The sequence below is a fragment of the Sneathiella sedimenti genome (assembly GCF_017313765.1).
Lineage (GTDB): Bacteria > Pseudomonadota > Alphaproteobacteria > Sneathiellales > Sneathiellaceae > Sneathiella > Sneathiella sedimenti.
Map to the genome: position 1 here is coordinate 970,595 of NZ_JAFLNC010000001.1, position 24,571 is coordinate 995,165.

At 54.6% G+C, this 24,571-nt stretch carries 24 protein-coding genes; 14 read left to right on the forward strand and 10 right to left on the reverse strand.

From position 1 onward, the window contains the following. Positions 1-14: 14 nt before the first annotated feature. The 3 genes from lysA to J0X12_RS04620 are packed head-to-tail and all read left to right on the forward strand — an operon-like array spanning position 15 to position 4,827. A complete protein-coding gene (gene lysA / locus J0X12_RS04610) occupies positions 15-1,280 on the forward strand; it encodes a diaminopimelate decarboxylase (protein ID WP_207042713.1) in 1,266 nt (421 codons plus the stop codon). Positions 1,281-1,290: 10 nt separating this feature from the next. Beyond that, positions 1,291-3,795 (forward strand): TIGR02302 family protein, encoded by a 2,505-nt coding sequence (locus J0X12_RS04615; RefSeq protein ID WP_207042714.1) that lies wholly within the window; start codon positions 1,291-1,293, stop codon positions 3,793-3,795. Positions 3,796-3,828: 33 nt separating this feature from the next. Next, the gene (locus J0X12_RS04620) at positions 3,829-4,827 is read left to right on the forward strand and encodes a glycosyl transferase family protein (RefSeq protein ID WP_207042715.1); all 999 of its coding nucleotides are present in this window, start codon (positions 3,829-3,831) and stop codon (positions 4,825-4,827) included. 2 nt (positions 4,828-4,829) lie between these two features. On the opposite strand, the gene J0X12_RS04625 is transcribed toward J0X12_RS04620, so the two are convergent. Then, positions 4,830-6,620, reverse strand: coding sequence for an extracellular solute-binding protein (locus tag J0X12_RS04625; protein WP_207042716.1), 1,791 nt, complete (start codon positions 6,618-6,620; stop codon positions 4,830-4,832). Positions 6,621-6,627: 7 nt separating this feature from the next. Next, positions 6,628-8,112 (reverse strand): MocR-like pyridoxine biosynthesis transcription factor PdxR, encoded by a 1,485-nt coding sequence (gene pdxR / locus J0X12_RS04630; protein WP_207042718.1) that lies wholly within the window; start codon positions 8,110-8,112, stop codon positions 6,628-6,630. A gap of 176 nt (positions 8,113-8,288) precedes the next feature. Between pdxR and msrA the strand changes: the two genes are divergently transcribed. After that, entirely contained in the window at positions 8,289-8,771 is a 483-nt protein-coding gene (msrA, locus tag J0X12_RS04635) for a peptide-methionine (S)-S-oxide reductase MsrA (RefSeq protein ID WP_207042720.1), read from the forward strand. Between the two features lie 13 nt (positions 8,772-8,784). On the opposite strand, the gene J0X12_RS04640 is transcribed toward msrA, so the two are convergent. Both J0X12_RS04640 and phaR read right to left on the reverse strand, forming a co-directional pair. After that, complete coding sequence (locus J0X12_RS04640; protein ID WP_207042722.1) at positions 8,785-9,219, reverse strand: hypothetical protein; 435 nt, start codon at positions 9,217-9,219, stop codon at positions 8,785-8,787. 202 nt (positions 9,220-9,421) lie between these two features. Next, entirely contained in the window at positions 9,422-10,036 is a 615-nt protein-coding gene (gene phaR / locus J0X12_RS04645; protein WP_207042732.1) for a polyhydroxyalkanoate synthesis repressor PhaR, read from the reverse strand. A gap of 239 nt (positions 10,037-10,275) precedes the next feature. On the opposite strand from phaR, the gene J0X12_RS04650 reads away from it, so the two are divergent. The 4 genes from J0X12_RS04650 to yddG all read left to right on the forward strand — a co-directional run bounded on the left by J0X12_RS04650 (position 10,276) and on the right by yddG (position 14,582). After that, positions 10,276-11,520 carry an alpha/beta fold hydrolase gene (locus J0X12_RS04650; RefSeq protein WP_207042735.1) on the forward strand — a complete coding sequence of 415 codons (1,245 nt, stop codon included), beginning with the start codon at positions 10,276-10,278 and terminating at the stop codon, positions 11,518-11,520. 144 nt (positions 11,521-11,664) lie between these two features. Then, positions 11,665-12,834, forward strand: a complete 1,170-nt coding sequence (locus J0X12_RS04655) for an acetyl-CoA C-acetyltransferase (RefSeq protein WP_161314482.1) — start codon at positions 11,665-11,667, stop codon at positions 12,832-12,834. A gap of 28 nt (positions 12,835-12,862) precedes the next feature. Next, positions 12,863-13,585: an acetoacetyl-CoA reductase gene (gene phbB / locus J0X12_RS04660; protein WP_207042737.1), complete on the forward strand. Its 723-nt coding sequence runs from the start codon at positions 12,863-12,865 to the stop codon at positions 13,583-13,585. Between the two features lie 85 nt (positions 13,586-13,670). Further along, a complete protein-coding gene (gene yddG / locus J0X12_RS04665) occupies positions 13,671-14,582 on the forward strand; it encodes an aromatic amino acid exporter YddG (protein ID WP_207042739.1) in 912 nt (303 codons plus the stop codon). On the opposite strand, the gene J0X12_RS04670 is transcribed toward yddG, so the two are convergent. Next, complete coding sequence (locus J0X12_RS04670; protein WP_207042741.1) at positions 14,579-15,013, reverse strand: cupin domain-containing protein; 435 nt, start codon at positions 15,011-15,013, stop codon at positions 14,579-14,581. The two genes, yddG and J0X12_RS04670, sit on opposite strands and share 4 nt — an antisense overlap. Positions 15,014-15,016: 3 nt before the next feature. Continuing rightward, positions 15,017-15,787 (reverse strand): hydroxyacylglutathione hydrolase, encoded by a 771-nt coding sequence (gene gloB, locus J0X12_RS04675; protein WP_207042743.1) that lies wholly within the window; start codon positions 15,785-15,787, stop codon positions 15,017-15,019. Between the two features lie 68 nt (positions 15,788-15,855). Between gloB and J0X12_RS04680 the strand changes: the two genes are divergently transcribed. Continuing rightward, the gene (locus tag J0X12_RS04680) at positions 15,856-16,620 is read left to right on the forward strand and encodes a class I SAM-dependent methyltransferase (protein ID WP_207042745.1); all 765 of its coding nucleotides are present in this window, start codon (positions 15,856-15,858) and stop codon (positions 16,618-16,620) included. Here the strand turns inward: J0X12_RS04680 and metW are convergent. Both metW and metX read right to left on the reverse strand, forming a co-directional pair. Then, on the reverse strand, positions 16,617-17,255 hold the full coding sequence (gene metW / locus J0X12_RS04685; RefSeq protein WP_207042748.1) for a methionine biosynthesis protein MetW: 639 nt from the start codon (positions 17,253-17,255) through the stop codon (positions 16,617-16,619). The genes J0X12_RS04680 and metW overlap by 4 nt on opposite strands. Further along, positions 17,252-18,421 carry a homoserine O-acetyltransferase MetX gene (gene metX, locus J0X12_RS04690; RefSeq protein WP_420497043.1) on the reverse strand — a complete coding sequence of 390 codons (1,170 nt, stop codon included), beginning with the start codon at positions 18,419-18,421 and terminating at the stop codon, positions 17,252-17,254. Before metX ends, metW begins: the two co-directional genes overlap by 4 nt. A gap of 139 nt (positions 18,422-18,560) precedes the next feature. On the opposite strand from metX, the gene J0X12_RS04695 reads away from it, so the two are divergent. From J0X12_RS04695 to J0X12_RS04705, 3 genes are read left to right on the forward strand one after another with little or no spacing between them, the layout of a single operon-like run. Then, positions 18,561-19,415 carry a chorismate mutase gene (locus J0X12_RS04695; RefSeq protein WP_207042759.1) on the forward strand — a complete coding sequence of 285 codons (855 nt, stop codon included), beginning with the start codon at positions 18,561-18,563 and terminating at the stop codon, positions 19,413-19,415. Between the two features lie 32 nt (positions 19,416-19,447). Further along, the gene (hisC, locus tag J0X12_RS04700; protein ID WP_207042760.1) at positions 19,448-20,536 is read left to right on the forward strand and encodes a histidinol-phosphate transaminase; all 1,089 of its coding nucleotides are present in this window, start codon (positions 19,448-19,450) and stop codon (positions 20,534-20,536) included. 3 nt (positions 20,537-20,539) lie between these two features. Next, positions 20,540-21,481: a prephenate/arogenate dehydrogenase family protein gene (locus J0X12_RS04705; protein WP_207042761.1), complete on the forward strand. Its 942-nt coding sequence runs from the start codon at positions 20,540-20,542 to the stop codon at positions 21,479-21,481. A 6-nt stretch (positions 21,482-21,487) separates the two neighbouring features. On the opposite strand, the gene J0X12_RS04710 is transcribed toward J0X12_RS04705, so the two are convergent. Beyond that, a complete protein-coding gene (locus J0X12_RS04710) occupies positions 21,488-22,534 on the reverse strand; it encodes a DUF2125 domain-containing protein (RefSeq protein ID WP_207042762.1) in 1,047 nt (348 codons plus the stop codon). A 97-nt stretch (positions 22,535-22,631) separates the two neighbouring features. Between J0X12_RS04710 and J0X12_RS04715 the strand changes: the two genes are divergently transcribed. Beyond that, positions 22,632-23,540 (forward strand): DMT family transporter, encoded by a 909-nt coding sequence (locus J0X12_RS04715; RefSeq protein WP_207042763.1) that lies wholly within the window; start codon positions 22,632-22,634, stop codon positions 23,538-23,540. Beyond that, complete coding sequence (locus tag J0X12_RS04720; protein ID WP_207042766.1) at positions 23,537-24,139, forward strand: gamma-glutamylcyclotransferase; 603 nt, start codon at positions 23,537-23,539, stop codon at positions 24,137-24,139. Before J0X12_RS04715 ends, J0X12_RS04720 begins: the two co-directional genes overlap by 4 nt. Here J0X12_RS04720 and J0X12_RS04725 read toward each other — a convergent pair. Beyond that, positions 24,136-24,564: a VOC family protein gene (locus J0X12_RS04725; protein WP_207042767.1), complete on the reverse strand. Its 429-nt coding sequence runs from the start codon at positions 24,562-24,564 to the stop codon at positions 24,136-24,138. The two genes, J0X12_RS04720 and J0X12_RS04725, sit on opposite strands and share 4 nt — an antisense overlap. Positions 24,565-24,571 lie beyond the last annotated feature (7 nt).

A 24,571-nucleotide genomic window follows, 5' to 3' on the forward strand; every position in this document is an offset into this window, starting at 1 on the left:
AAGATTGCCGACATATGGACCATTTCACCTATAAAAATGGCGAACTCTATGCCGAGGATGTTTCCTTACGGACGATCGCCGAAACGGTGGGCACACCCTTTTATTGTTATTCCACCGCAACACTGGAGCGGCATTACAAGGTTTTCTCCGGCGCGTTTGATGGGGCGAATGCACTTGTCTGCTATGCGCTGAAAGCCAACTCCAACCAGGCGGTGATCCGCACTCTCGCGGATCTCGGATCCGGGGCGGATGTGGTCTCCGAAGGGGAGCTTCGCCGCGCGATTGAGGCGGGCATTCCACCCGAAAAGATCGTTTTTTCCGGTGTTGGCAAGAAGCCGGCGGAAATGCGCTATGCGCTTGAGGTCGGTATTCACCAGTTCAATGTGGAATCCGAGCCCGAGGTTCATCTATTGAGCGAAGTTGCAAGTAGTATGGGGCTGAAAGCGCCCATCACATTCCGCGTCAATCCGGACGTGGATGCGAAAACCCATGCTAAAATTTCGACCGGCAAGGCGGAAAACAAATTCGGTGTGCCCTGGCAGGATGTGTCCCGCATCTATGCCGAGGCGGCGGCCCTGCCGGGAATCGAGATCAAGGGCGTCGATGTGCATATCGGATCGCAATTGACGGACCTCGAGCCTTACAAGAACGCCTTCAATCGGGTGCGGGAGCTGGTTCAGCAGCTCCGGAGCGAAGGGCATGACATTACGCGCGTCGATCTCGGCGGCGGACTCGGCATTCCCTACGATACAACGATTCCGCCTGCGCCGTCCGCCTATGCCGCCGTCGCGCTGGAGGCGATCGGCAATCTTGGTTGCCAGATTATTTTCGAGCCGGGCCGGCTGATTGTCGGTAATGCGGGCGTACTGGTGTCCGAAGTGGTTTATGTGAAACAGGCGACAAAGCGTAAGTTCGTTATTCTGGATGCGGCCATGAATGACCTGATCCGCCCGGCGATGTATGACGGCTACCACCAGATCGATCCGCTCCGGGAGGATCAAAAAAACGGTGCTTATGCCCCCGCCGATGTCGTGGGTCCCGTCTGTGAGACCGGCGATACCTTTGCCCGGGAGCGGGACATGCCAGCTCTAGCCCGGGGCGATCTTGTCGCCTTTCGGAGCGCTGGCGCCTATGGTGCCGTGATGGCGTCCACCTACAATACCCGGCCGCTGGTGCCCGAGGTTCTGGTGAAAGGCGATCAATATGCGGTGATCAGGGAACGACCGAGCTTGGACGCTTTGTTGAAACTTGATATAATGCCGCCATGGATTGCAACTTGACAGAGGATGAATGCAACGCCGCGATGACAGCCATGACAAAGGATATGGATTAGGGTTTGAAGTCCGCATTCTGCTTGCGAAAGTCAATCTTCTTCTGGAAGGGATCTGGCGGCGGGGTCGGCTGTTATTTTGTCTCATCGGGTTGTTCGTCGGTCTGTCTCTGCTTGACTTATGGGCGTTTGCTACAGGATGGCTGCATGTTCTTGCGCTGATCCTGTTCGGGGGCGCGATTCTTTACAGCCTCTACAAGCTGGGGCGACATTTTCCGGCGCCAACACGAAGCCGTGCCCTACGGTATCTGGAAGGGCGTAACCGGTTGCCGCACCGACCGCTGCAATCACTTGGGGCGCATTCCGAAGCGGAAAAGATTAACAACACACCAACGAGCACGATGTGGCGGTTGTATCAGAAATCGCTACGCCGCAAGCTTTTGGGCCTGAAGACCGGGTTTCCGCGCCTTGATATGGGGATAGAGGACAGTTACGGCGTTCGGGCGTTCGTGGTCCTTCTCCTGGTGGCGGCTTTCGTCGTAGCGGGACCAAGATCAACGGACCGGCTTTACGCGGCGGTGACACCCTCTATTGGCACGCCGGCGATCCCGGTTGACGTAACCGCCTGGATCACCCCACCAGCCTATACTGGCCAGGCACCGATACTTCTGACCCATTCAAAAAGTGACGACGCAACGGTGCAGACATATATTGTACCGGTGCAAAGCAGCTTTATCGCGAATGTTTTTGGTGGCGAACGCGATGCGCCCATCTTGGTGATCGGGGACAAGCGGGAGGAATTCGCTGTTTCGGATGCACGGAATTTCCAGATCCAGACCACTTTCGATGAAACGACCAGCCTGAAAATTGAGAAGGATGGCGATGTCATCGCGAACTGGCAGCTGACAATAATCGCAGACGAGATACCAACGGTCGCCTTCATAGATGACCCCGAAGTCACGGAAAGAGCCGCCTTCAAGCTGCAGTATCAGGCGCGGGATGATTACGGTGTTGAAAGAATCGGCGGCGAAATCACCCGTGATAATGGCGACGGAAAAATCGAGCTTATACTTCCGACCCCGGGGCGTGGCTCGAAACAGGTGGTCAGTAAAAGCTATCATGATCTAACGGCCCATCCCTGGGCGGGGCTTCCGGTAAAGCTAACGTTGTTTGCAGAAGACCAGATTGGACAGCGCGGATATTCTGACGCCATGACCTTTACCCTGCCGGAACGGAAATTCACCCATCCGGTCGCCCGGGCCCTGATCGAGCAACGTAAAAACCTGGTCAATGATCCTGACGGCAACAAGGAAAATGTGGCGCTTGTACTGCAAACACTCGCCAGCCTTCCTGATAGCGTCAACAACGACGTAACGGTCATACTGGCTCTTTCGACGGCAAAATCAATTCTTGTAAACGGGACAAGCCGAACGGCCGTCGATGACGTCATAGAAATTTTATGGGATACGGCACTCCGGCTTGAAAATGGTGATTTGTCACTTGCAGAGGCGGCTTTGCGGGACGCGCAGGAAGCGTTAATGGAGGCGTTGAACAACAATGCGAGCGACGCCGAAATCAAACGCCTGGTCGAGGAATTGCGCGCCGCCATGGAGAATTTCCTCCAGGCTCTCGCGCAACAGGCACCGCCCATGGATGAGCAAGCGGCAGGCGATCCAAACAGCGAGGATCGGCTTATTGAGTCGCAGGATCTGCAAAAGCTGCTTGATCGCATCGATCAGTTCGCCCGTGGCGGCGCCCGGGATGCCGCGCGACAATTGCTCAGCGAGCTTCAGGATATCATGGAAAACCTGAAATCAGCTCAAGCGCGACAGCCATCCGACAGCCAGCAGGCGGCGCAACAGATGCTCAACGAGCTTGGCAAGCTGATGCAGAAGCAGCAGGAGTTGCTTGACCAGACGTTCCGCAATTCGCAGGGCCAGCAATCAAAGCGGGGAACCCAGCCCGGCCAACAAGGTCAGCAATCGCAAAATGGTACACAGCCGGGCCAGCAAGGGCAGCAAGGCCAGTCGGGTCGTGGTAATCTGCAGGATCTCGCCGAGGTCCAGGAGGCACTGCGCCAGATGCTGGGCGATTTGATGGGTCGCCTTGGCGCGGACGGGGAAATTCCGGACGCCCTGGGGCGCGCGGAACGCTCGATGAAAAATGCGCGCGAGGCGTTGGAACAGGGACAGGGACAATCCGCCATGGAATCCGAAAGTGACGCGCTTGAAAACCTGCGACAGGGCACAGAATCGCTTGCCCAACAGATGATGCAGGACGGACAGGGCGAGGGAACGCAGTCCGCAGGCCCTGGTCGTCCGGGCCAGGGGCGGGATCCACTTGGTCGATCGACTAGGGAAGAAAGTGGCCAGGGGCGAAATGCCGGCAATGCGTTGATGCGTGGCGAAGGGGGCGGCATTAACAAGAGTCGCTCCATCCGAGACGAATTACAACGACGTCTATCTGATCCAGCGCGCAGCTATCTCGAACGGGATTATCTGCAGCGTCTGCTCGATATTTTCTAGGGCGAAACGTAAATTCTGTTATAAATCCCCGCCATGACCCAGGATCATCCTTTTGCGCAATATGTCCGCATACTCGGCAAAGGCCCGAAAATGTGGCGTGACATGACTTTTGACGAAGCGAGAGCCGCCATGAATATGGTGCTCTCCGGTGAGGCGGAACCATTGCAGCTTGGTGCCTTCCTGCTGCTGTTGCGGCGTAAGGGCGAGACGGGGGAAGAGCTTGCCGGGATGGTGGCAGCCGCACGCGATCATTTTGTTGCGCAGGATGTCACGGCTAAAGTCGATTTTGACTGGCCGTCTTACGCAGATCGCCATCGTCAGCAACCGTGGTTTATCCTTTCCGCCATTCTCCTTGCCGATCAGGGCTACAAAGTATTGATGCATGGCATTGAAGGCTATTCGGATGGTTACGCTCCGACGCGGCCGGGACTTTCAGTCTTCAATGTGCCGCAAGCAACCTCCCTCTCCGACGCAGCAGCGCAACTCGGAGCGAAGAACCTTGTATATTTAGGTCTCGAAAAATTCTGTCCATCCCTGCAGATGCTTTTTGAACTGCGGCCCCTGCTTGGCGTGCGAACGGCGGTTAATACTTTTGCCCGGGATATCAACCCGTTTGGCGCTCCCTTTCAGCTACAGGGCGTGTTCCATCCGCCCTACAAGGCGTTGCATCTTGGAACGGTACAGGCACTAGGCCAACCCAACAGCCTAATCTTCAAGGGCGGCGGCGGGGAAGTGCAGCGCAACCCAATGAAACCTGTTCTCGTGGATGGGCTGGTAGAGGGCGAGCCGGTCGAGCAGGAATGGCCGGCGATGACAGAAGAGAATGTCTATAAATGGCGAGAAGAGGATCTGGCACCGGTGCAGCTCCTTCGCCTCTGGCGGGGAGAGCTTGATCTGCCCGTCCCCATCCTCGCGATAATCGGGACCCTCGCCTTTGCCCTTAAACTGACGAAACCCACCCTCACGACCAACGAGGCCGAGGCACGCGCTCGCGAAATATGGGAAAGTCGTGATAAGGCCCGGTTCGGGTAACGTCAGCTATTTTTCTCATGCCACCATAAGTCCGGTCCGGTTCCCCAATAGGACGGTGTCGGTGGCAGCTTGATTTCCGGCCAATGTGCCAGCCATTGTTCGTCAGTGTAATAAAGCGGAATGACATAATACCCCGCGAGCAGCACCCGATCCAACGCGCGCGTCGCCGTGACAAGCGTATCCCGGTCCCCTGCGGTGGCAATCCGTTCAATCATCGCATCGACGGCGGCGAGGCGAATTCCCGGATAATTACGTGTGCCCGGAGTCGTGGCCGCTTTTTGGCTCCAGTAAAATGCCTGCTCATTTCCAGGGGAGAGCGACTGGCCCCAGCTATTGATAATTATATCGAAATCATAGTCTGTCAGGCGGTTCTGGTAACTCGCCGTGTCGATCTGGCGGATATTGCTCCGGATTCCCAGAAGTTCAAGGTTCCGCTGAAACGGGGAGATCAGCTTGATATAGTCTGTATTATTGATCAGGAACTCTATTTCGAAGGGTTGGCCGCTTTGCTGGTGAGTAAGAACGCCGTTTTTTATTCTGTAGCCCGCAGCGAGCAACAACCCTTGGGCTTCCTTGAGGTTATCGCGGGCGCGACCTGAACCGTCGGTCACGGGAAGGCGAAAACTTTTGTCAAAAACGGACGAGAGGAGTTCGTCGGTAAAGGGGGACAGCAATTCCCGCTCGGCTTTGGTAATTGTCCCTTTGGCGGCAAGTGGGGAATTTTCAAAATAGCTGTGGGTGCGCTTGTAAAGGCCATGCAGGATGTTTGCGTTTACCCATTCGAAGTCAAAGGCGTGAGTGAGGGCTTGGCGGACGCGGAGATCAGAGAATTTTTCGTGCCGTGTATTGAAGACGAAGGCGAGCATAGGCGCGGGCAGGCTCAGTTTCGGAGTCGATTGTCGATATTCCACGCCGGATTGCCAGCCATATGCAGATGTCCATTTAGTCGCGCTATTTTCGAACCGGGCGTCGACGCGGTGGGACTTGAACGCCTCCAGCGCAACATCATCATCGCGGAAGTAGTCGTATATTATCCTGTCGAAATTGAAGCGGCCCTTGTTTTGAGGAAGCTCCCAGCCCCAGAAGTTCTCATTCCGGCGATAAATGATGCGTCGGCCGGGCTCGACTTTTTCAACCAGATATGGGCCCGATCCGATTAGGGGCGTAAGGGAGGACTTCTCGAAATCCGTCTTGAGACTCTCGGAGGCGGGCAGCACGCTCATCAGCCCGATAATAAGTGGCATCTCGAAACGGCCGTCCTCCTCAAAAGCGAACCGGATCGAAAGAGGGGACTGGATATCGACCGCGGTTACCTTTTGATAATAGCTCTGGACATTGGGTCGGCCGGACTCACGGAGGATTTCGAAAGAAAAGAGCACATCTTGCGCTGTGATAGGGCTGCCATTGGAAAACCGGGCTTTCGGATTGAGATGAAAAACAATCCAGCTGCGATCCTCGGCGACCTCGATCGTCTTGGCAATATTGGCGTAAAGAGTGAAGGGCTCGTCGCGGGAGCGTTCCAGCAGTGACTGATAGACATCGCCAAGCCCGCGTGGACTGACGCCTTTCAACAGAAAGGGGTTAAGGCTGTCAAAACTGCCGATGGCACTCAGTCGTAACGTGCCGCCAATCGGCGCGTCGGGATTGACATAGTCGAAATGCTGAAACCGGGGCGGATACTTGGGCTCCCCATGCATGGCGATTGCATGATGTTTTTCCGCCGCCTCGGACAAGCCGCAATTGGCCAGAAAAAGGGCGATCAGGAAATGAAGGAATACAGGATATCTTTTCATACGGAAATTATGTTGCCTTGCTGCGGATGATGTCGGCAAGCTTAACGATCAATTGTGGCATTTCTTTCTCCGGCGTGCCCGCAAATCCGAGAATAAGACCACTCTGGTCGGTCGGCAGATTGTAAAAACCGGAAAGCGCCCGCACCAGCATGCCTGCCTTGGCGGCATCGCGCTCCACCTCCTTGTCGTTAATGCCGGGCGATAGATAGACGACTAGATGCATGCCGGATTCCTGTGGTGCCACCATAATGAGGTCACCCAGTTTTTCCTGGAGTAACGTGAGCAAGCGTTTCTGCCGCGCCTCATATAACAACCTCGTCCGTCGGACATGGGCGGCGAGATAGCCCTCGTTGATAAAATCCGCAAGGGCTGCCTCGGGCACCGAGGGCGAATGGCTGTCAATATTTCGACGAAGCGCGAGAAATACATCCACCAGATCCTCCGGCACGACCATATAGCCGACCCGGAGCCCGGAAAACATGACCTTGCTCATGGTGCCGACATAAAGAACCCGACTATCATCATCGAGCCCCTGAAGGGAGGAAAGCGGCCGCCCAGCGTAGCGATATTCACTGTCGTAGTCGTCCTCGAGAATAAAGCGTCCTTCCTCCTTCGCCCAATTCAGGAGGTCCAGCCGCCGGGAAAGAGACATGGTCTGGCCGAGTGGATATTGATGTGAAGGGGAAATACAGGCAAGGCGGGCGGCTGGCGCAAGGTTGCGCGCGTCGGCAAGGGAAAACCCCTCTTTATCGACAGGAACCGAGATCGGAACGGCGCCGGCAGAGAGAATGGCATCGCGTATGCCGGGGTAGCCGGGCTCCTCCATCCAGACGGCATCGCCAGGCTCGGCAAAAGCGCGAACCACCAGGTGGATAGCCTGTTGTGATCCGGAAAGGATGATCACCTGTTCGGGATGGCACCGCACCGCGCGGGTCTGCCCGAGATAGGAGGCAAGCGCCTCACGCAGGACTTTCGCGCCCCCAACTGGGTTATCAACCAGATACTCGCGGCCCGGTCGGCGCCAGTGCCGGGCAAGAAGGCGGGCCCAGTCTTCAAATGGGAAAATCTCCAGTGCCGGAAGCCCGGGAGAAAACGGAAGGCTCCTCTTTTCGGAAAATCGCATCTTGCCCATGAATGGTGCCGCCATCTTGGAGAGGTAGATTTCCCGCGCCTGAACGCCAGAGGCGCGTCCTTCCGTCTTGCGTTGCAACAAATCGTCGGGAAGCTGATCAGATACGTAAGATCCCGCTCCAATACGGCTGATCAGATATCCTTCCGCAGTTAACTGATCATAGGCGCTCAGCACCGTATTGCGGGAGACATTCAGGTCACTGGCAAGGGAACGGCTCGATGGCAGGCGCGTCCCGGGTGTCAGGCGGCCATCCAGGATTGCCTGACGCAGCGCGAGAAAAAGCTGCTGATGTAGGGCAATGACGTTTGCCGGATCGAGGGACAATGTAAGCAATTGCGCATTTTTAAGGCGACGGTGCATGAATATCATTCAAATTGGTTTGAGAAGTACTGGAATTTTAGGTAATATTCGAACCAATACCAAGATAAATTTCCATTGCCCTCTATTTCCGATCAAGTTTTCTTGTCCCCGGTTGCATTCTTTGAAAAATGCGCGAAATAATGAGGAGCGCCGAACTTGAGTGTGAGGAGACGAGGATGACAGGAACAACAGAAATTGCCTATTTTGCAGCGGGTTGCTTTTGGGGGGTCGAGGCCGCCTTTCGGCAGGTAAAGGGCGTGAAGGAAACGGTTGTCGGGTATCAAGGCGGCATCACGGCAAATCCCTCCTACGAAGACGTCTGCACCGGCCGGACCCAGCATGCCGAAGTGGTTCAGGTAATGTTCGATCCGGCTGTGGTAAGTTTTGAAGATCTCCTCGATGTATTCTGGCAGAGCCATGACCCGACAACACTCAATCGGCAGGGACCGGATATCGGCACTCAGTATCGCAGCGCAATCTTCTGTCGAAATGAGGAGCAAAAGGCGATTGCGGAAGCCTCAAAGGCGGCACAGGGAAGCCGCGGGCTGTTCCGTCGGCCGGTTGTTACGGAAATTTCACCGGCACTCGATTTCTATCCGGCGGAAGACTATCATCAGCAATATCTGGAAAAGCGGGGGCTTGCCACCTGCCGCATTTAGCAGCCGGACTTGTTCAGGCTATCCGTTCCGCATGGCCGTCAAACCCAAGAAGGGTTACGGTCAGGCTGAGGCTGCTGTCGTAGGCAGAAGCCGCCCGTCGATGAGCTTGTGCTGGGTCAATCTCGACCGACATTGAGTCCTGTTGGGCCAGTTGTTGGGCCAGGAAAGGCGAGGAATAGGGGATGTGCGAAGAGGCGTGTGTCTCGCGGGACGAGACAAAGGTCGCCTGAATATCCTGGAGCTTAACGGGAGCCAGTGCCGTACTTTTTCCGGATTTGGTATCATCCTGGGCGTGACGTCGATGCGCGGCGATTGACGGCGCTTCCTCTACGCGCAGGTCATTTTCATCCGCAGAGGCATTCCTCCTGCCGAATAACAGGTCCCCGCCATCGTTGCGCTTTGCTGGTGGCGGAAGAATATTTGAAATGGGCCGCGTAACGTCCATCAATATCCGTTCCCGGACTAGTTGTTATTTTCGGAAGTTATCGGTCTTCATTCTGAAGCCAAAAACAAGTAGAGCGTGACAGATTCTCCATCAGCGCAAACTACGATGTAATGATAATGCCCGAAATTCGACAATTATTCCTTAACAAATCATGTAGTTATAAAAACAAATTAGCATAAAGTGATGGAATTTGCAATTCCTGACGCTATTTCTTGCCACTCATTTCATCAATACGTTTTTGCATGGACTTCAGCTGATCCTGGAGTTCCTGCATCATTTCGGTGGTCGGATCCGGTTTTGCCTCCGGCGAGCTAGATTGCTTCTCCGCTTCCGCGCCATTCTCGGTCCCGCTAAAAAAGCTGGGGGGAGAGAACATACGGACGGCCTGGCTGAACATTTCCATATTCTTGCGCCCCATCTCCTCGAACTGTTTGAACATGGGGTTTGCCGTCAGGTTCTCCGGCAGGACATCCCGCATTTTATCCTGGTTGTCCGAGAATGACCGCATCGACATTTCCAGATAATCGGGGACGACTGTTTGCAGCCGGTCACCATAAAAGCTAATGAGTTGGCGCAAGAAATTGATGGGGAGAAGATTTTGGCCCTTGGCTTCTTCTTCAAAGATAATCTGTGTCAGGACCGACCGGGTAATTTCTTCATTAGTTTTCGCATCGAATACGACGAACTCGGTTCCATCCTTTACCATTCGGCTCAAGTGATCCAGCGTGACGTAAGAGGAAGTTGCTGTATTGTATAACCTGCGGTTAGCATATTTTTTAATGACAATGGGTTTCTTGTCATCTGAAGTTTTATCAACCACGGCGTCTCCTAACTTCTGTTGGAAGAGATATTTGGAACCATTTTCACCTGTATTTGTTGCGCTGCGCAAGTTTATTGTGCAATGCCGTTGGTAAAAATACGCCACAAATGCGAAATAAACCTTCACCTAAAGTGGCAACCTATCAAGTCTGAGTATATATAGAGCAGTATGATATGCAGTGACTGCCGGAACAATGAGAGCCCAAACTGTAAACTTGCTGCCGGACCAGGTGTTGGCGGATGACAACTAACTCGTCGGATATTGGTGCGGCCCCGTCGCGGATAGGACCCCGACCGTTAGCGCTGCATTTGGGATTGGCGACAACCACCGTTGCAAGCTCTCTGGCGGCTCTCCCACTTCATCAGAAAAATAGCTTCGCTCGTTCAACGGATTCCTTGGCGTTGTCAAAAGGCCCGTTTGATCTCGAGTCTCTTGGGGGCGGGGCAGACCTGTTGCAGGAACTTGCCAATCAGGGCAGCGAGCAGGTACAGAAGATGATTGACGGCATTCGCCTCTATCATATCCACCCCTATCGGCGGGAGCCGCGTCATCGACCGGTAATCTGGCAACAGGGAACCACCCAACTTCTGGACGGTGCGCCGGAGGCCGCCACCACCGCTCCGGTCGTGCTGCTGGTCCCCTCCCTCATCAATCGTGCCTACATTCTTGATCTCATGCCTGGGCGTAGCCTTGTTGATTACCTTGCCGTACGGGGGATCCGACCGCTCCTGCTGGACTGGAATGCCCCGGGGGACGCTGAACGTGAATTCGACGTCGCCGGCTATATAATCAACCGCATCTGTCCTGCGATTGATTTTGCGGCCGATGTTTTTTCAAGGGCCCCCCTGCATCTTGCCGGATATTGTATGGGCGGCACGCTATCGGTGGCCGCTGCACGACGAAAGCTTGATAAGATCAGCAGCTTTATTGCCATCGCGTCGCCATGGGATTTTCATGCGGAATTTGGCGGTGAGGCAAAGGCGCTTTTTGATCAGCGGGAAATGTGGGCGAATATTCTGGCCGGCTTCGGTGAACTCCCGGTCGATCTGCTGCAAACACTCTTCGCTAGCCTCGACCCTAACCTGGGGCTTCGGAAATTCAGAAAATTCGCGGAAATGGATATGGCGACTGACGCGGCGCAAGAATTTGTTGCCATCGAAGATTGGCTGAACGACGGCTATCCACTCGCACAACATGTTGCAGCAGATGTCTTCGATAAATGGTATGGTCGGAACGAACCGCCTTCGATGCGATGGATGGTTGACGGGGAAATTGTTCGGCCGCAGGATATTACTATTGCGTCCCTTATCGCCGTACCAAAAACCGACAAGATCGTTCCGCGTCCCTCAGCGCTCGCGCTGGCATCCGCCTTACCGTCCGCGACAGTGATCACGCCACCTTCGGGACATGTCGGCATGATGGCCGGGGGAAAGGCGCAAGACGGGTTATGGCTTCAGTTGGGGGATTGGATAGCGGCACATTGAGTTTTTGACCCGCGAGCCAAGAAAAGAGTTGCGACGAAGAAAAACTAAGGTTATTTCGTATGAGTAGAAAAAATTGTTTTAAAATTTCTCATACGAAGTGAATTTTGAATTAAAATTACACAATCGAAACAGGAGAAATAGAACATGGATGTTGTCATTACCAGTGCAGTACGCACGCCGGTTGGTTCCTTCAATGGCGGCTTGGCCCCTTTGGCTGCGCATAAGCTTGGTGAGATTGTCATCAAGGAATCGCTGGCTCGATCAAAAACGGACGCGTCTGAAGTTTCCGAAGTTATCCTGGGCCAGATACTGAGTGCGGGTGAGGGCCAGAACCCGGCGCGGCAGGCCTCCGTCAATGCCGGTGTCCCTTATGAAGTTCCGGCATGGGGTGTAAACCAGCTTTGTGGTTCCGGCCTGCGTGCGGTGGCGCTTGGTTATCAGGCCATTCTCAATGGTGATTCGCAAGTAGTGGTTGCCGGTGGACAGGAAAGCATGAGCCAGGCACCTCATTGTGCCCATCTGCGAAATGGCCAGAAAATGGGTCCGCTCGAGTTTACTGATACCATGCTGAAAGATGGCCTTATCGACGCCTTTCATGGCTATCATATGGGCAACACCGCAGAAAATGTCGCCGCTAAATGGCAGATCACCCGGGAAGCTCAGGACCAGTTTGCCGCGGAGTCGCAACGTAAAGCGTCTGAGGCGCAGGCTGCCGGGCGCTTCAAGGATGAGATTGTACCGGTTACTATTTCCACGCGCAAAGGCGATATCGTTGTCGATCAGGACGAATATATTCGTGGCGGAACCACGGTTGAAAAGTTGAGCGGCCTGCGCCCCGCCTTCTTGAAAGATGGTTCGGTTACGGCCGGGAATGCTTCCGGTATCAATGATGGTGCCGCAGCTGTCGTACTGATGACGGCGGAGGCCGCCGAAGCAAAAGGGTTGAAACCACTCGCGCGTATTGTGTCCTGGGCGCAAAGCGGGGTTGATCCGGCAATTATGGGAACAGGACCCATTCCAGCGAGCCGCGCGGCGCTTGAAAAAGCAGGCTGGACAACGGATGATCTTGATCTCGTTGAGGCAAATGAAGCTTTTGCCGCGCAGGCCTGCGCAGTGAATAAGGATCTTGGCTGGGATACCAGTAAGGTCAATGTGAACGGTGGTGCCATTGCCATTGGTCATCCGATCGGTGCATCGGGTGCCCGCGTGCTGGTCACGTTGCTACATGAAATGCAGAAACGTGATGCGCATAAGGGACTGGCAACATTGTGTATCGGTGGCGGTATGGGTATCGCGATGTGTGTTGAAAGATAACAAGCCAATGACGTAAAGGGAGCAGAAAATGTCGAGAGTAGCGATTGTAACGGGTGGGACCCGTGGAATTGGAGAAGCCATTTCCATCATGCTGCATGAAAAAGGTTACAAGGTTGCGGCAAACTATGGCGGAAATGACGAACGCGCGAAGGAGTTTTCGGACCGCACTGGCATTTCCACCTATAAATGGGATGTATCGGATTTTGACGCTTGCACCGAAGGGGTGGCCAAAGTGAAGGCAGACCTCGGTCCGGTGGAGATTGTTGTCAATAATGCCGGTATCACCCGTGATGGAACGCTGCATCGGATGGATCAAGATAATTGGCAAAAGGTGATTGATACCAATCTTGGCTCCTGCTTCAATATGTGCCGGGCAACAATCGACGATATGCGTGCTGCAAAGTTCGGTCGTGTCATCAATATCGGGTCGATCAACGGTCAGGCCGGTCAGTATGGACAGGTCAACTATGCCGCCGCGAAATCCGGTATTCATGGCTTTACCAAGGCCATGGCCCAGGAAGGCGCGGGGCAAGGGATCACGGTGAACGCCATTGCGCCGGGATATATCGATACCGACATGGTTGCGGCAGTGCCAGAAAATGTCCTGGCGAAGATCGTTGCCGGTATTCCCGTCGGACGGCTAGGCAAGGCCTCTGAAATTGCCCGGGGGGTTTGCTTTCTCGCGGCGGATGATGCGGGCTTCATTACCGGTTCGACGCTCTCGATTAACGGCGGCCAGCATATGTACTGACCCCGATCTTTACGACGTTAATTGAAGGTGGCATGATGTTGGGCAACCGGCATCATGCCCTTTTATTAGGTACTTCCACAAACTAATGAACAGTCAGGCAACGACAGGACGAACGATCGCGAGTCTTTGCGGACTCGGCGCTATTCTGCTTTGGGCGCTTCTTGCGTTATTTACTGCAGGAACCGCCCAAATTCCGCCGTTCCAACTCACCGCAATGACATTTGGTATTGCCTTTGTTGGCGTTTCCCTGAAATGGCTTTTCTATCGTCAGAATATTCGACCCTTTTTTAGGATACCTGCAGGGCTCTGGGTGCTTGGAGTTGCGGGTCTGTTCGGCTATCACTTCTTTTATTTTCTAGCGCTCAAAAATGCCCCTGCGGCGGAGGCAGGCCTGATTGCCTATCTCTGGCCTCTGCTGATCGTCCTCTTCTCGACATTACTGCCAGGGGAACGGTTCTACTGGTTCCATTTGGTCGGCGGATTGATCAGTCTCGCAGGTGCCGGCTTGTTGATTACCAAGGGCGCGGCATTTGAGCTCAGGCCGGAATACAGCACTGGCTATCTCTCCGCCATCTGCTGCGCCTTCATCTGGTCCAGCTATTCGGTCCTCAGCCGGAGATATTCCGCCGTCTCGTCTGACGTCATTGGGTTATTCTGCGGCATAACCGCTCTCTTGTCGCTCGGTTGTCACCTGCTTTTTGAAGGGACGATCTGGCCGGAGAACCTATTGCAATGGCTCGCAGTTTTCGGCCTCGGCTTTGGGCCCGTCGGGGCGGCGTTTTTCCTGTGGGACCGGGGAATGAAGCATGGGGATATCCAGACACTGGGTGTTCTGTCCTATCTCTCGCCGCTACTCTCCACGCTGATCCTGCTAGTTGTGGGGGTCGCGAGCTTTTCATGGTCGCTGCTTTTCGGCTGTCTACTGATCACTGCCGGTGCGCTTGTCGGCTCGCTGAAAATATTGCGTGCTTTATGGAAGCCTATCAACCCTGATTAACGTGCGGGTGTCCAGTCCTTGGGTGCCATCTCGAAGCCTGTAAATTCGAAACCGGGGGCGACGGTGCAGCCTACGAGTGTCCAATGCCCATTTGAGTGGGCAGACTGCCAGTATCCGCGGGGGATAATGATCTGCGGGCGCTCTTCTCGTTGAAAGTCCGCCCCTAAGATCCATTCTTCTCCCGGAGCACCATCTGCGGCCATGGAAAGGGTAAGCGACGCCCCTGCATAATAATGCCAGATCTCAACGGCGTCGACCCGGTGCCAGTGGGACCGATCCCCTTTTTCTAGCAGGTAATATATGGCTGTGGAGATAGCACGCTCCTTACCCGGCAGGGTCAGGTCATCGCGAAAGGTTTCAACGAAATAGCCGCCTTCGGGATGGGGCTGCATGTTGAGCTGCTGGATAATTTCGGCGGCGGATAAGGTCATTGTCTAGAAGCTATCCTTGCGGCGACGAGTTTCGGCGAAAACCTCCACCGGATCCGCCCCGCTTAGGGCAAGTTCGGCGGCAAGTCCGGGATCATCGGCGCGCATAAATGGGTTGGTCTCCTTCTCCTCCCCAAGCGTGGAGGGAACGGTCGGCAGCTTTTTTTTTCGCATCGCGACAATTTCCGCGAAGCGTTTTTTCAAGGCATCATTTCCGGGATTAACTGAGACCGCGAAGCGGCCGTTTGCCTCGGTATACTCATGGGCGCAATAGACTTTCGTCTGGTCTGGAAGGGCGCGAAACTTGCTTATGCTCTGCCACATCTGGGCCGGCGTTCCCTCGAACAGACGGCCACAGCCGAGGGCAAACAGCGTATCGCCACAGAACAGAGCGTCTGAATTTTCAAACCAGTAAGCAATATGTCCAACCGTATGGCCCGGCACTTCAAAGACGCGCGCGTTTTCATTGCCAAACTCGAAAATTTCGCCTTCTTCAACCTTGATATCGATTCCGGGAATGCGCGACGCATCGTTCTTCGCACCGACAATCGTGCAGCCCGTCTTCTCTTTCAGTTCCAGATTGGCGCCGGTATGGTCCGGGTGATGATGCGTATTGATGATATGTGTCAGGGTCCAGTCGAGTTCCTCCAGCTTGTCGAGGACGGGGCCAGCAACCGCCGGATCAACGACGCCGACCAGCCCGCTTTCGGGTTCCCGGAACAAATAAACGTAATTGTCACTCAGGACAGGAATCTGGTGAATTTCAAGCTTGCTCATGTGGTGATCTTTCGGCATTCCGCTTTTTGTTAAGTGTCCAATCTCGTAATTTATGGCAGTATAACATTATGCTCAGACCTGATGTTATTGATTTGCGAAATTTTTACCACAGCTCTCTTGGGCAGGTGGTGCGGCGAATAATTGGCCGTAAAATCAGGCAGATGTGGCCGGACCTAAAAAATTTCCGGGTTCTCGGTCTCGGCTACGCTACTCCTTACCTCAACCCGTTTCGTGGGGAAGCTGAACGCGTCATATCCTTCATGCCGCTCGAACAGGGCGTGATTCAATGGCCGCGAGAAGGAGGCAGTCTTGTCAGCCTTGTGGATGAGCACATCCTACCGCTTCCAGATGCCTCCATTGACAGGATAATCTGGGTACATGGACTTGAGAACTCGACGGATGTCGATTCGATCATGCAGGAGCTCTGGCGTGTACTTACCTCAACCGGAAAACTGATGGTGGTGGTTCCAAGTCGTCGCGGTCTCTGGTCTCGTACTGAAAATACACCGTTCGGCTATGGTCATCCCTATAGTGACAAGCAGCTTAACCGTTTGCTCAGGGATAACAGCTTTACTCCCGGGGACCGGCAGGGCGCACTTTATCTGCCACCCAGTAAATGGCGGTTGAATTTAAGGCTTGCCCGCGCGTGGGAGAATGTCGGCGAAAAATGGTGGGGCCATTTCAGCGGTGTCCGGATTATGGAGGCGGAAAAGCAGGTCTATGCGCTGACGGCCCTGCCCGAGCGGAAAACGCGCAAACGGCCAGTGATCCTTCCCGCCGCGCGCCCGGTCATCACAGGACGACAGGTCCGGCGCGCCAATGAAAAGCTTTAGGTTTTTCTCGACAGCATGAAAATGCAGTCGGCGCCGAAGAAGTTGGCAAAGCTGCCATAGGTTGAGCGGGTCATGACATTGCCTGACGCCTTGACGATCACGGATTGTTCAATCTTCACATCCATCTTCTCGCAAAGCGCCGTGAAATCCTTAAGCGTGCAGAAATGGATATTCGGTGTTTCATACCAGGGAATATCCAGCGAATTTGTCATCGGCATCCGGCCTTTGAGGGCGAGATAGGCCCGGCAACGCCAGTAGGCGAAGTTCGGGAAGGAGACAATGGCGCGCCGCCCGATCCGCAGAAGTTGTTCCAGAACTACATGCGGCTGATGGGTGGTCTGCAAGGTCTTGCTTAAAATCGCATAATCAAAACTGTCATCGGGATAATAGACGAGATCGGTGTCGGCATTGCCCTGCACCACGGAAAGCCCGTTTGCGACACAGATATTCACCCCATGCTGACTCAGTTCCAGTCCACGTCCATCGACATTCTTGGTCTCGGTGAGATGGGCGAGAAGTTGCCCGTCATCGCACCCAACATCCAGAACCCGGCTGCCCGGTTCTACCATTTCCGCGATAAGCTGCCAGTCAACCCGGATATCCCGCTTGGGGACAAATTTAATGGGATCATTCATGAAATCAGGCCCCGGCTTTTTGCGCTCGACTGTAAAAACCCGTCGATAGTCTTAAACATTTCCGGCGTATCCAGCAGGAAGGCGTCATGGCCCTTGTCGGTCTCCACCTCGACGAAACTTACGTTTGCCGCCGCCGCGATCAGCGCTTGGACAATATCCTTGTTTTCCGATGTCGGAAACAGCCAGTCACTGGTAAAGGAAACGACACAAAAGCGGGTTTTCGTTTTCTCATAGGCCTTGGAGAGAGAGCCGCCATGGTCCTCCACAAGATCAAAATAATCCATCGCGCGGGTGATATAGAGATAGGAATTTGCGTCGAACCGGTCGACGAAGTTTATTCCCTGGTATCGAAGATAGCTCTCGACCTGGAAATCGGCATCGAACCCGTAGGTGAGATTTTCGCGATCCTGGAGATTGCGACCAAATTTCCGATGCAGAGCTGCCTCCGACAGATAGGTTACATGTGCGGCCATGCGCGCAACTGCGAGGCCCGACGTTGGCTTTTTGTCACTCGCGTAATAATCCCCTCCCAACCAGTTGGGGTCGGCCATAACCGCCTGCCGCCCGACTTCGTGAAAGGCTATGTTCTGTGCGCTGTGACGAGCGGCACAGGCGATGGGGATCGCGCTAAAGACCCGCTCGGGGTAAGCGCTCGCCCACTGCAGGGTTTGCATGCCGCCCATGGAGCCGCCGATCACGCTGAACCAGCTTTCGATACCGAGATAGTCCTGCAACATCGCCTGCGCGCGGACCATATCGCCGATGGTGATGATCGGAAAATTCAGGCCATAGGGTTTGCCTGTCTTGGGATCTATATCCGATGGTCCTGTTGTCCCCATGCATCCACCCAGGACATTGCTGCAGACAATGAAATATTTGTCCGTATCCAGAACCTTGCCCGGGCCGATCATCATTTCCCACCAGCCATTCTTGCCGGTGACGGGCTGGCGGCTGGCGGCAAACTGGTCACCAGTCAGGGCATGACAGACCAGAATCGCATTTGTCTTGTCCGCATTCAGTTCTCCATAGGTGCAATAGGCCATATTGATGGCCTCCATCGTCACGCCGCAATCCAGTTTGAGCGGCGTCTCCTTTCCAAGGATAACGGTCTGATTATCCGATAGTGGAGGTTTAATGGACACTTTTGCTTCTCTTTTCGCGCAAATGGATTAGAAAAATCTTTGTTTTGAATGACTTTGCTGTTAGCTAGTGCGGCGGGGCAAGGTCTGTCAATATATTCTTTGCCAAATACTGGGCTTTGTGGTCCAATTTTGACGAAACAGTCTGTATGTTCGGGTAACGATAGTGACAATAAAAAATACAAAACTGGAAGCGCTGAGGGCTGAAATCGACCGGCTGGACGCGGAGCTATTGTCGGTTCTGGAAAAGCGGATCGCAATCGTTGAGGATATTGCCGCGGCGAAAAAAGTCGATGGCAAGGCTCTTGCGTTTCGTCCGGGCAGAGAGGCATCCATACTCCGCAATATACTAGAGGCCCATTCCAGCAAGTTGCCCGATACCGTTATCGCGGCGATATGGCGCGAATTGATCGCCGCAGTCGGCTGGATGCAAAAGCCGTATTCGGTTTCCATAACCGCGCCCGATAAATCCGTAGGCTACTGGGATTTGGCGCGGTTTCATTTTGGCTCGGCGACGCCGATGAAGCTGCATCAACTGCCGTCAGTTGTTCTGCGGGAGGTTTATGAGAATCCGTCGACCCTGGGGGTGCTTCCCTGGCTAACGCGGGAACGTGACACCTGGTGGACGCAGCTTGCCCAAGGTGGAGAGAATGTACCCAAGATTCTTGCCGCGCTTCCCTTCCTTGATAATCCGTCCGGTGAGTTTGAAGACCTGAACTCCCTCGTGATCGGTCAGGCGGAGCCGGAGCCATCTGGCGACGACATAACTTTGATGGCGTTGGCGACCAAAGATGAGGTGAGCCGGGCCCGGCTAAATGAAAATCTTGCGAAAGCAGGGTTGAGCGGATACTGCGCGGATTCCCGTTCTCCCGATGCGGGGGATGGCGACTGGCTTCATTTAATTGAAATTCCGGAGTTTGTCGCGAAATCCGATCCACGCCTTGTCAAGCTTGGCGAGATTAGTGGCGACAGCTTCATCAAGGCAGTTATTCTTGGCGCCTACGCCGTACCCATCAAATAATCCGTTCCACTATCCGAGTTGAGAGCAACCTCATGACGACACCGGTTCCGCAACCAGGTATTATGACCATCTCCCCTTATGTTGGCGGCAAATCCAAGGCAGGTGACAACCTGGAAGTCACCAAGCTTTCGTCCAATGAATCACCGCTTGGCCCAAGCCCAAAGGCGGTCGCCGCAATTGAGGCTGTGCTGACGGATGCCCATCGATATCCAGACGGCGGCTCCCTTCTCCTGGTAGAGGCTATTGCGGAGGTTCATAACCTTGACGCCAGCCGTATCGTCTGCGGCAATGGGTCAGACGAGCTTATTTCTCTGTTGAATACGGCTTATGTCGGTCCCGGTGATGAAGTCCTTTTTACGGAACATGGCTTCTTGATGTATGCGATTTCCGCGACCGCCGCGGGAGCAACACCGGTGAAGGCGCCGGAGGTTGATCGCACCGCAGATGTCGACAACCTGCTGGCGGCGGTGACAGAGCGGACGAAGATCGTCTTCCTGGCCAATCCCAACAATCCGACCGGGACTTATATACCGACTTCGGAAGTAGAGCGCCTGCGTGCTGGCCTGCGTGAAGATATCCTTCTCGTACTTGACGCAGCATATGCCGAATATGTTACCCGCGATGACTATCGTCCGGGCGCGGAACTGGTCGAATCGCATGACAATGTTGTCATGACCCGGACTTTTTCAAAGATTTATGGCCTGGCCGCATTGCGTCTCGGCTGGGCCTATTGCCCTCCGGCGATTGCCGACGTGTTGCACCGGGTGCGGGGACCGTTTAACGTCAACGCCCTTGCCCAGGCAGGCGGGGTCGAGGCGGTGCGCGATCAGGCGCATATTGAATTGGCACGGGAGCATAACGAGAAATGGCTCCCGATCCTGACACAAGGTTTCCGTGGAATGGGACTTGGCGTTACACCGAGCGTCGGCAATTTTCTGCTCCTCGATTTCGACGGGAGTGGAAAATCCGCATCGGACGCCGAGGTATATCTCGCAGAAAAAGGCTTGCTGCTGCGGGCTGTCGCAGGGTATGGCCTACCGACCTGCCTGCGCATGACGATCGGGCGGGATAACGAGAACCACGCAGTGATAGAGGCGTTGAGGGAATTCCTCAGCAATTAGTGTATGACGGAAGTGAAATTCAAACGGCTGGCATTGATCGGCATCGGTCTAATCGGGTCATCGATCGCCCGCGCCGCGCGCAAGCACAAGCTCGCCGACGAAATAGTCTGTGCAGCACGTACGGCTGACAGCCGGCGGGTTGCGAAGGAACTTGGCATCGTCGATATGGCGTTTGAGAGCCCGGCAGACGCGGTTAAAGGCGCGGACCTGGTCATTTTTTGTACGCCGGTCGGTACCTATGAAAAGCTGGCGGAGCAGGTAGGGTCGTCGCTTGAAAAAGGCGCCATTGTTACCGATGTCGGGTCCGTCAAGAACACGGTTATCAAGGCCATCGGCCCGCATATGCCAGACTATGTCGATTTTATTCCGGGGCATCCGGTTGCGGGTACGGAAAAATCCGGTCCCGCTGCGGGCTTTGCCGAATTGTTTATCAATCGCTGGTGCATCCTGACACCGAACGGGCAGGCGAGCGAGCCGGCGGTTGAAAGGCTCACGGCATTCTGGACCGCGATGGGCAGCAAGGTGGAGATCATGGATGCGGAACATCATGACCTTGTCCTCGCCATCACGTCCCATATCCCGCATCTGATTGCCTATAATATTGTCGGCACGGCAGATGATCTGGAAGATGTGACCCAGTCGGAAGTGATCAAATATTCAGCCGGTGGTTTTCGCGACTTTACCCGTATCGCCGCATCCGATCCAACCATGTGGCGCGACGTGTTCCTGCACAACAAGGACGCGGTGCTGGAAATGCTCGGCCGGTTTACCGAGGATTTGACTGCGTTGCAGCGGGCTATCCGGCGGGATGATGGAGAGACCCTGTTTAATATCTTCTCGCGTACACGGGCTATTCGTCGCCAGATTATCGATGCCGGGCAGGAAACGCCGGAACCGGATTTCGGTCGTGTTCATACATCGGACGAAACACCGAAGAAGTCCTGACGACGCCTATTTGTTCCCGATAACGGAGCCGAGACGCATCAGATAGACGGGTCCAAGATAAACCCCGCCATCCTGTGCGGAAAGGGGCAGCGCGATATAGCGTTTGCCATCATCGCCCTCCTTGGCGAGCAAACTCAAACCGAAGCCAATGGTGCGTGCCGCATTTGCATCGATTTGACGCGTTTCTGTAAGAGCCGCCAGAATTGCCTCATATCCGGAAATGCGGGTCTCGAGCTCCCCTTTTGGTCTCAGGCGATCATCGAGGGTCAGCGCGCCTTTGCCGGAAATGGCGCCATGGCCCCAATCGATATTGATCGCCTGGATATCAACGTAGCCGCCTGTGTCCCGCCATTCGGCAAGGGTGTCGGATGCGGGAAGTTTGCGCACCGTGCCATAGAGAATAGAGGAGAGGGAGAAATCCTCGATCCGTTTTCCGAGGGGGAAATCATCGATCCCCTCGATGATCATATTGTCAGCGCGAACAGCGATCTGCTGACCCCCGCCTTCCTCATTTCCTTTCTTGTCGCCCGTATTCTCAGGTGATTTGGGGCGGCCATGTATTTGTAATCGCTCCGCTGTGACTGGCGGACGCCAAGATGGCCGCGCCGACAGTTCCGAAATGTCGACGGCGACGGTACGTATCCTTCCGCGGGTGTTGAATGTCGCGCTGCCAAGGGCGGAAGAGGCCGTGAAATCCAGGCCTTTTTTCTCGCCTCCTTCCAGCCAGTCAGCCCGCCCGCCACCTTCCACGCCAAAAATCACGTGATTAATGCGCCATGGTTGCACAACAGCCCAAAAGACAGGAATGTCAACTCGGGGTGCCTGCACATGGGTCGGGTTAGCAATAGAGACCGCCTCTGCTGTTATCCTGACGCGATAGGGAAAACCGGACGTGACCAGTGGATTATGACGAATTTCATAGCCTTCGCTAATCCGCTGTTCTCGCCAGTTTTCAGCCATATCCACCAGCCGGTCGGCGACATGGTGCCACCAGTAGACATAGCCGCCTATAATGAGGAGGAGAGCCATAATGCCGCCAAAGAGAATACGCATCGCCGGTCCGGGTTGATTGCTTGTGAAACGCTTACGCACTCTATATAGAAAGAATTGCAGCAATTACAGAAAATCCTGATCCCGGCCCGCATGTGAAATGACAGATAATTTCAACCAGCCCTCTACCGGCCTGTTCGTAAAAGCGATGCCGATCATATTCGTCTTTTTATGGAGCACCGGCTTTATCGGCGCGAAAATGGGCCTCCCCTTTGTCGAGCCGATGACTTTTCTTGCCATACGATTTGGCATTTGCGTGTTGCTTATGGTGCCATTTGTGTTGATTACCCAGACCCAATGGCCTGCCCGCTGGATTGATTATATTCATATCTCTATCGGCGGGCTCTTGATGCATGGTGGGTATCTGGGGTTTGTCTTTCTCTCCATATCGAAAGGGACACCGGCGGGAATTTCCTCGCTCATTGTCGGTATTCAGCCCCTTATCGTGGCCGCGCTCGCGGGGGTCTTGCTGAAGGAGACAGTTTCCTTGCAAAAATGGATCGGTCTGTTGCTGGGGCTTGCCGGTGTTTTTCTGGTGGTATCAAACAAACTCTCAATCGGGGAAGGGACGCTTTTCGGCATGAGCCTTTCCTTCATCGCCCTCGTCAGCATTGCCGCGGCGACCCTGTATCAGAAGAAATTCTGCTCCCAGATGAATATCAAAAGCGGGAACCTGATCCAGTTTGCGGTTGCGGGGGTTTATTTCTATCTCACCTCGCTCCTGTTCGAGACGGGAGAGGTGATTTGGTCCGGGGAGTTGATCTTCGCGCTGCTCTGGCTCGTGATCATTTTGTCACTTGGCGCCATGACGCTTCTATACATGCTTTTGCGGACGGGGGCTGCGGCGAATGTATCCAGTCTTTTTTATCTGACGCCACCATGCACCGCGGTTGTTGCCTATTTCCTTTTCGATGAGACATTGGGCGCGCTTTCCCTTCTGGGAATGGGAATCGCCGTGGCCGGAGTGGCTCTTGTAAATTACAGGTTCAAGAAGGCAGGTCGTACATGACGCGAAAATTTGATTTGGCCCTGGAACCGGATCTTCCCCCTGTTGATTATCCACTGCCGGAATTGCCGGATGGAGAAGATCTTTGGATATTCGGGTATGGCTCCTTGATGTGGAGACCGGGTTTTGATCATCTCGGCATACAGGATGCACAGCTTTACGGGTATCATCGCGCTTTCTGTGTATCGTCCGTCGTGCATCGGGGTACCCGGGAGAATCCCGGACTGGTCCTTGGTCTTGATCGGGGCGGATCATGCCGTGGGAAAGGTATTCTTTGTCCCGCGGATATCCGTGAGCCGGTGATCGACTATCTTTACCGTCGGGAAATGGTGACAAGTGTCTATCGGCCCAAGATGGTGCGGATCAGGCTCCTGAATGATGGCGTCATGGCATCTGCGCTCACCTTTGTCGCAAATCCGAGCCATGAGCAATATTGCGGTAAACCATCCCTGGAGGACGCCGCGAGGATCATCGCCCGCGCGCATGGCAGGGGCGGCCCGAATGTGGATTATCTGAAGAGTACGCTGGAGCATCTCGATGAATTCGGTATTGCCGACGGACCGCTTCACCGCATCATGGCGCTGATCGAAAGCGGTAGTTAGGTCGCGAACAGCTGGTCCAGATTCTTGAAAGCCTTCAGCTCAATGGCATTGCCGGCCGGATCGGTGAAGAACATCGTGGCTTGCTCACCGGGTTCGCCCTTGAAGCGGACATAGGGTTCAATGATGAAGTCAATGCCTGCGGCGGTAAGGCGATCAGCGGTTTCCTGCCATTCGTCCATTGCCATCACCAGTCCGAAATGCCGACAGGGCACACCATGGCCATCCACATTGCTGGTCTTGGCAGCGCCGATTTCTTCCGGCGCGAGGTGAGCGACGATTTGATGACCATGGAAATTGAAGTCGATCCATTCCTCGGAACTCCGTCCTTCTCCACACCCTAGCAAGCCTTTGTAAAAGTCCCGGGCGGCCGTCAAATCATCGACGGGAAACGCCAGATGAAAGGGGCGGATCGTTGTTTCCGTCATTTGCATC

Excerpts from the sequence above, each read along its gene's own strand:
- lysA (WP_207042713.1), top strand. The coding sequence starts at position 15 with ATGGACCATTTCACCTATAAAAATGGCGAACTCTATGCCGAGGATGTT.
- J0X12_RS04615 (WP_207042714.1), top strand. The coding sequence starts at position 1,291 with ATGCAACGCCGCGATGACAGCCATGACAAAGGATATGGATTAGGGTTT.
- J0X12_RS04620 (WP_207042715.1), top strand. The coding sequence starts at position 3,829 with ATGACCCAGGATCATCCTTTTGCGCAATATGTCCGCATACTCGGCAAA.
- J0X12_RS04625 (WP_207042716.1), bottom strand. The coding sequence starts at position 6,620 with ATGAAAAGATATCCTGTATTCCTTCATTTCCTGATCGCCCTTTTTCTG.
- pdxR (WP_207042718.1), bottom strand. The coding sequence starts at position 8,112 with ATGCACCGTCGCCTTAAAAATGCGCAATTGCTTACATTGTCCCTCGAT.
- msrA (WP_207042720.1), top strand. The coding sequence starts at position 8,289 with ATGACAGGAACAACAGAAATTGCCTATTTTGCAGCGGGTTGCTTTTGG.
- J0X12_RS04650 (WP_207042735.1), top strand. The coding sequence starts at position 10,276 with ATGACAACTAACTCGTCGGATATTGGTGCGGCCCCGTCGCGGATAGGA.
- J0X12_RS04655 (WP_161314482.1), top strand. The coding sequence starts at position 11,665 with ATGGATGTTGTCATTACCAGTGCAGTACGCACGCCGGTTGGTTCCTTC.
- phbB (WP_207042737.1), top strand. The coding sequence starts at position 12,863 with ATGTCGAGAGTAGCGATTGTAACGGGTGGGACCCGTGGAATTGGAGAA.
- yddG (WP_207042739.1), top strand. The coding sequence starts at position 13,671 with ATGAACAGTCAGGCAACGACAGGACGAACGATCGCGAGTCTTTGCGGA.
- J0X12_RS04670 (WP_207042741.1), bottom strand. The coding sequence starts at position 15,013 with ATGACCTTATCCGCCGCCGAAATTATCCAGCAGCTCAACATGCAGCCC.
- gloB (WP_207042743.1), bottom strand. The coding sequence starts at position 15,787 with ATGAGCAAGCTTGAAATTCACCAGATTCCTGTCCTGAGTGACAATTAC.
- J0X12_RS04680 (WP_207042745.1), top strand. The coding sequence starts at position 15,856 with ATGCTCAGACCTGATGTTATTGATTTGCGAAATTTTTACCACAGCTCT.
- metW (WP_207042748.1), bottom strand. The coding sequence starts at position 17,255 with ATGAATGATCCCATTAAATTTGTCCCCAAGCGGGATATCCGGGTTGAC.
- hisC (WP_207042760.1), top strand. The coding sequence starts at position 19,448 with ATGACGACACCGGTTCCGCAACCAGGTATTATGACCATCTCCCCTTAT.
- J0X12_RS04705 (WP_207042761.1), top strand. The coding sequence starts at position 20,540 with ATGACGGAAGTGAAATTCAAACGGCTGGCATTGATCGGCATCGGTCTA.
- J0X12_RS04710 (WP_207042762.1), bottom strand. The coding sequence starts at position 22,534 with ATGCGTATTCTCTTTGGCGGCATTATGGCTCTCCTCCTCATTATAGGC.
- J0X12_RS04715 (WP_207042763.1), top strand. The coding sequence starts at position 22,632 with ATGACAGATAATTTCAACCAGCCCTCTACCGGCCTGTTCGTAAAAGCG.
- J0X12_RS04720 (WP_207042766.1), top strand. The coding sequence starts at position 23,537 with ATGACGCGAAAATTTGATTTGGCCCTGGAACCGGATCTTCCCCCTGTT.
- J0X12_RS04725 (WP_207042767.1), bottom strand. The coding sequence starts at position 24,564 with ATGACGGAAACAACGATCCGCCCCTTTCATCTGGCGTTTCCCGTCGAT.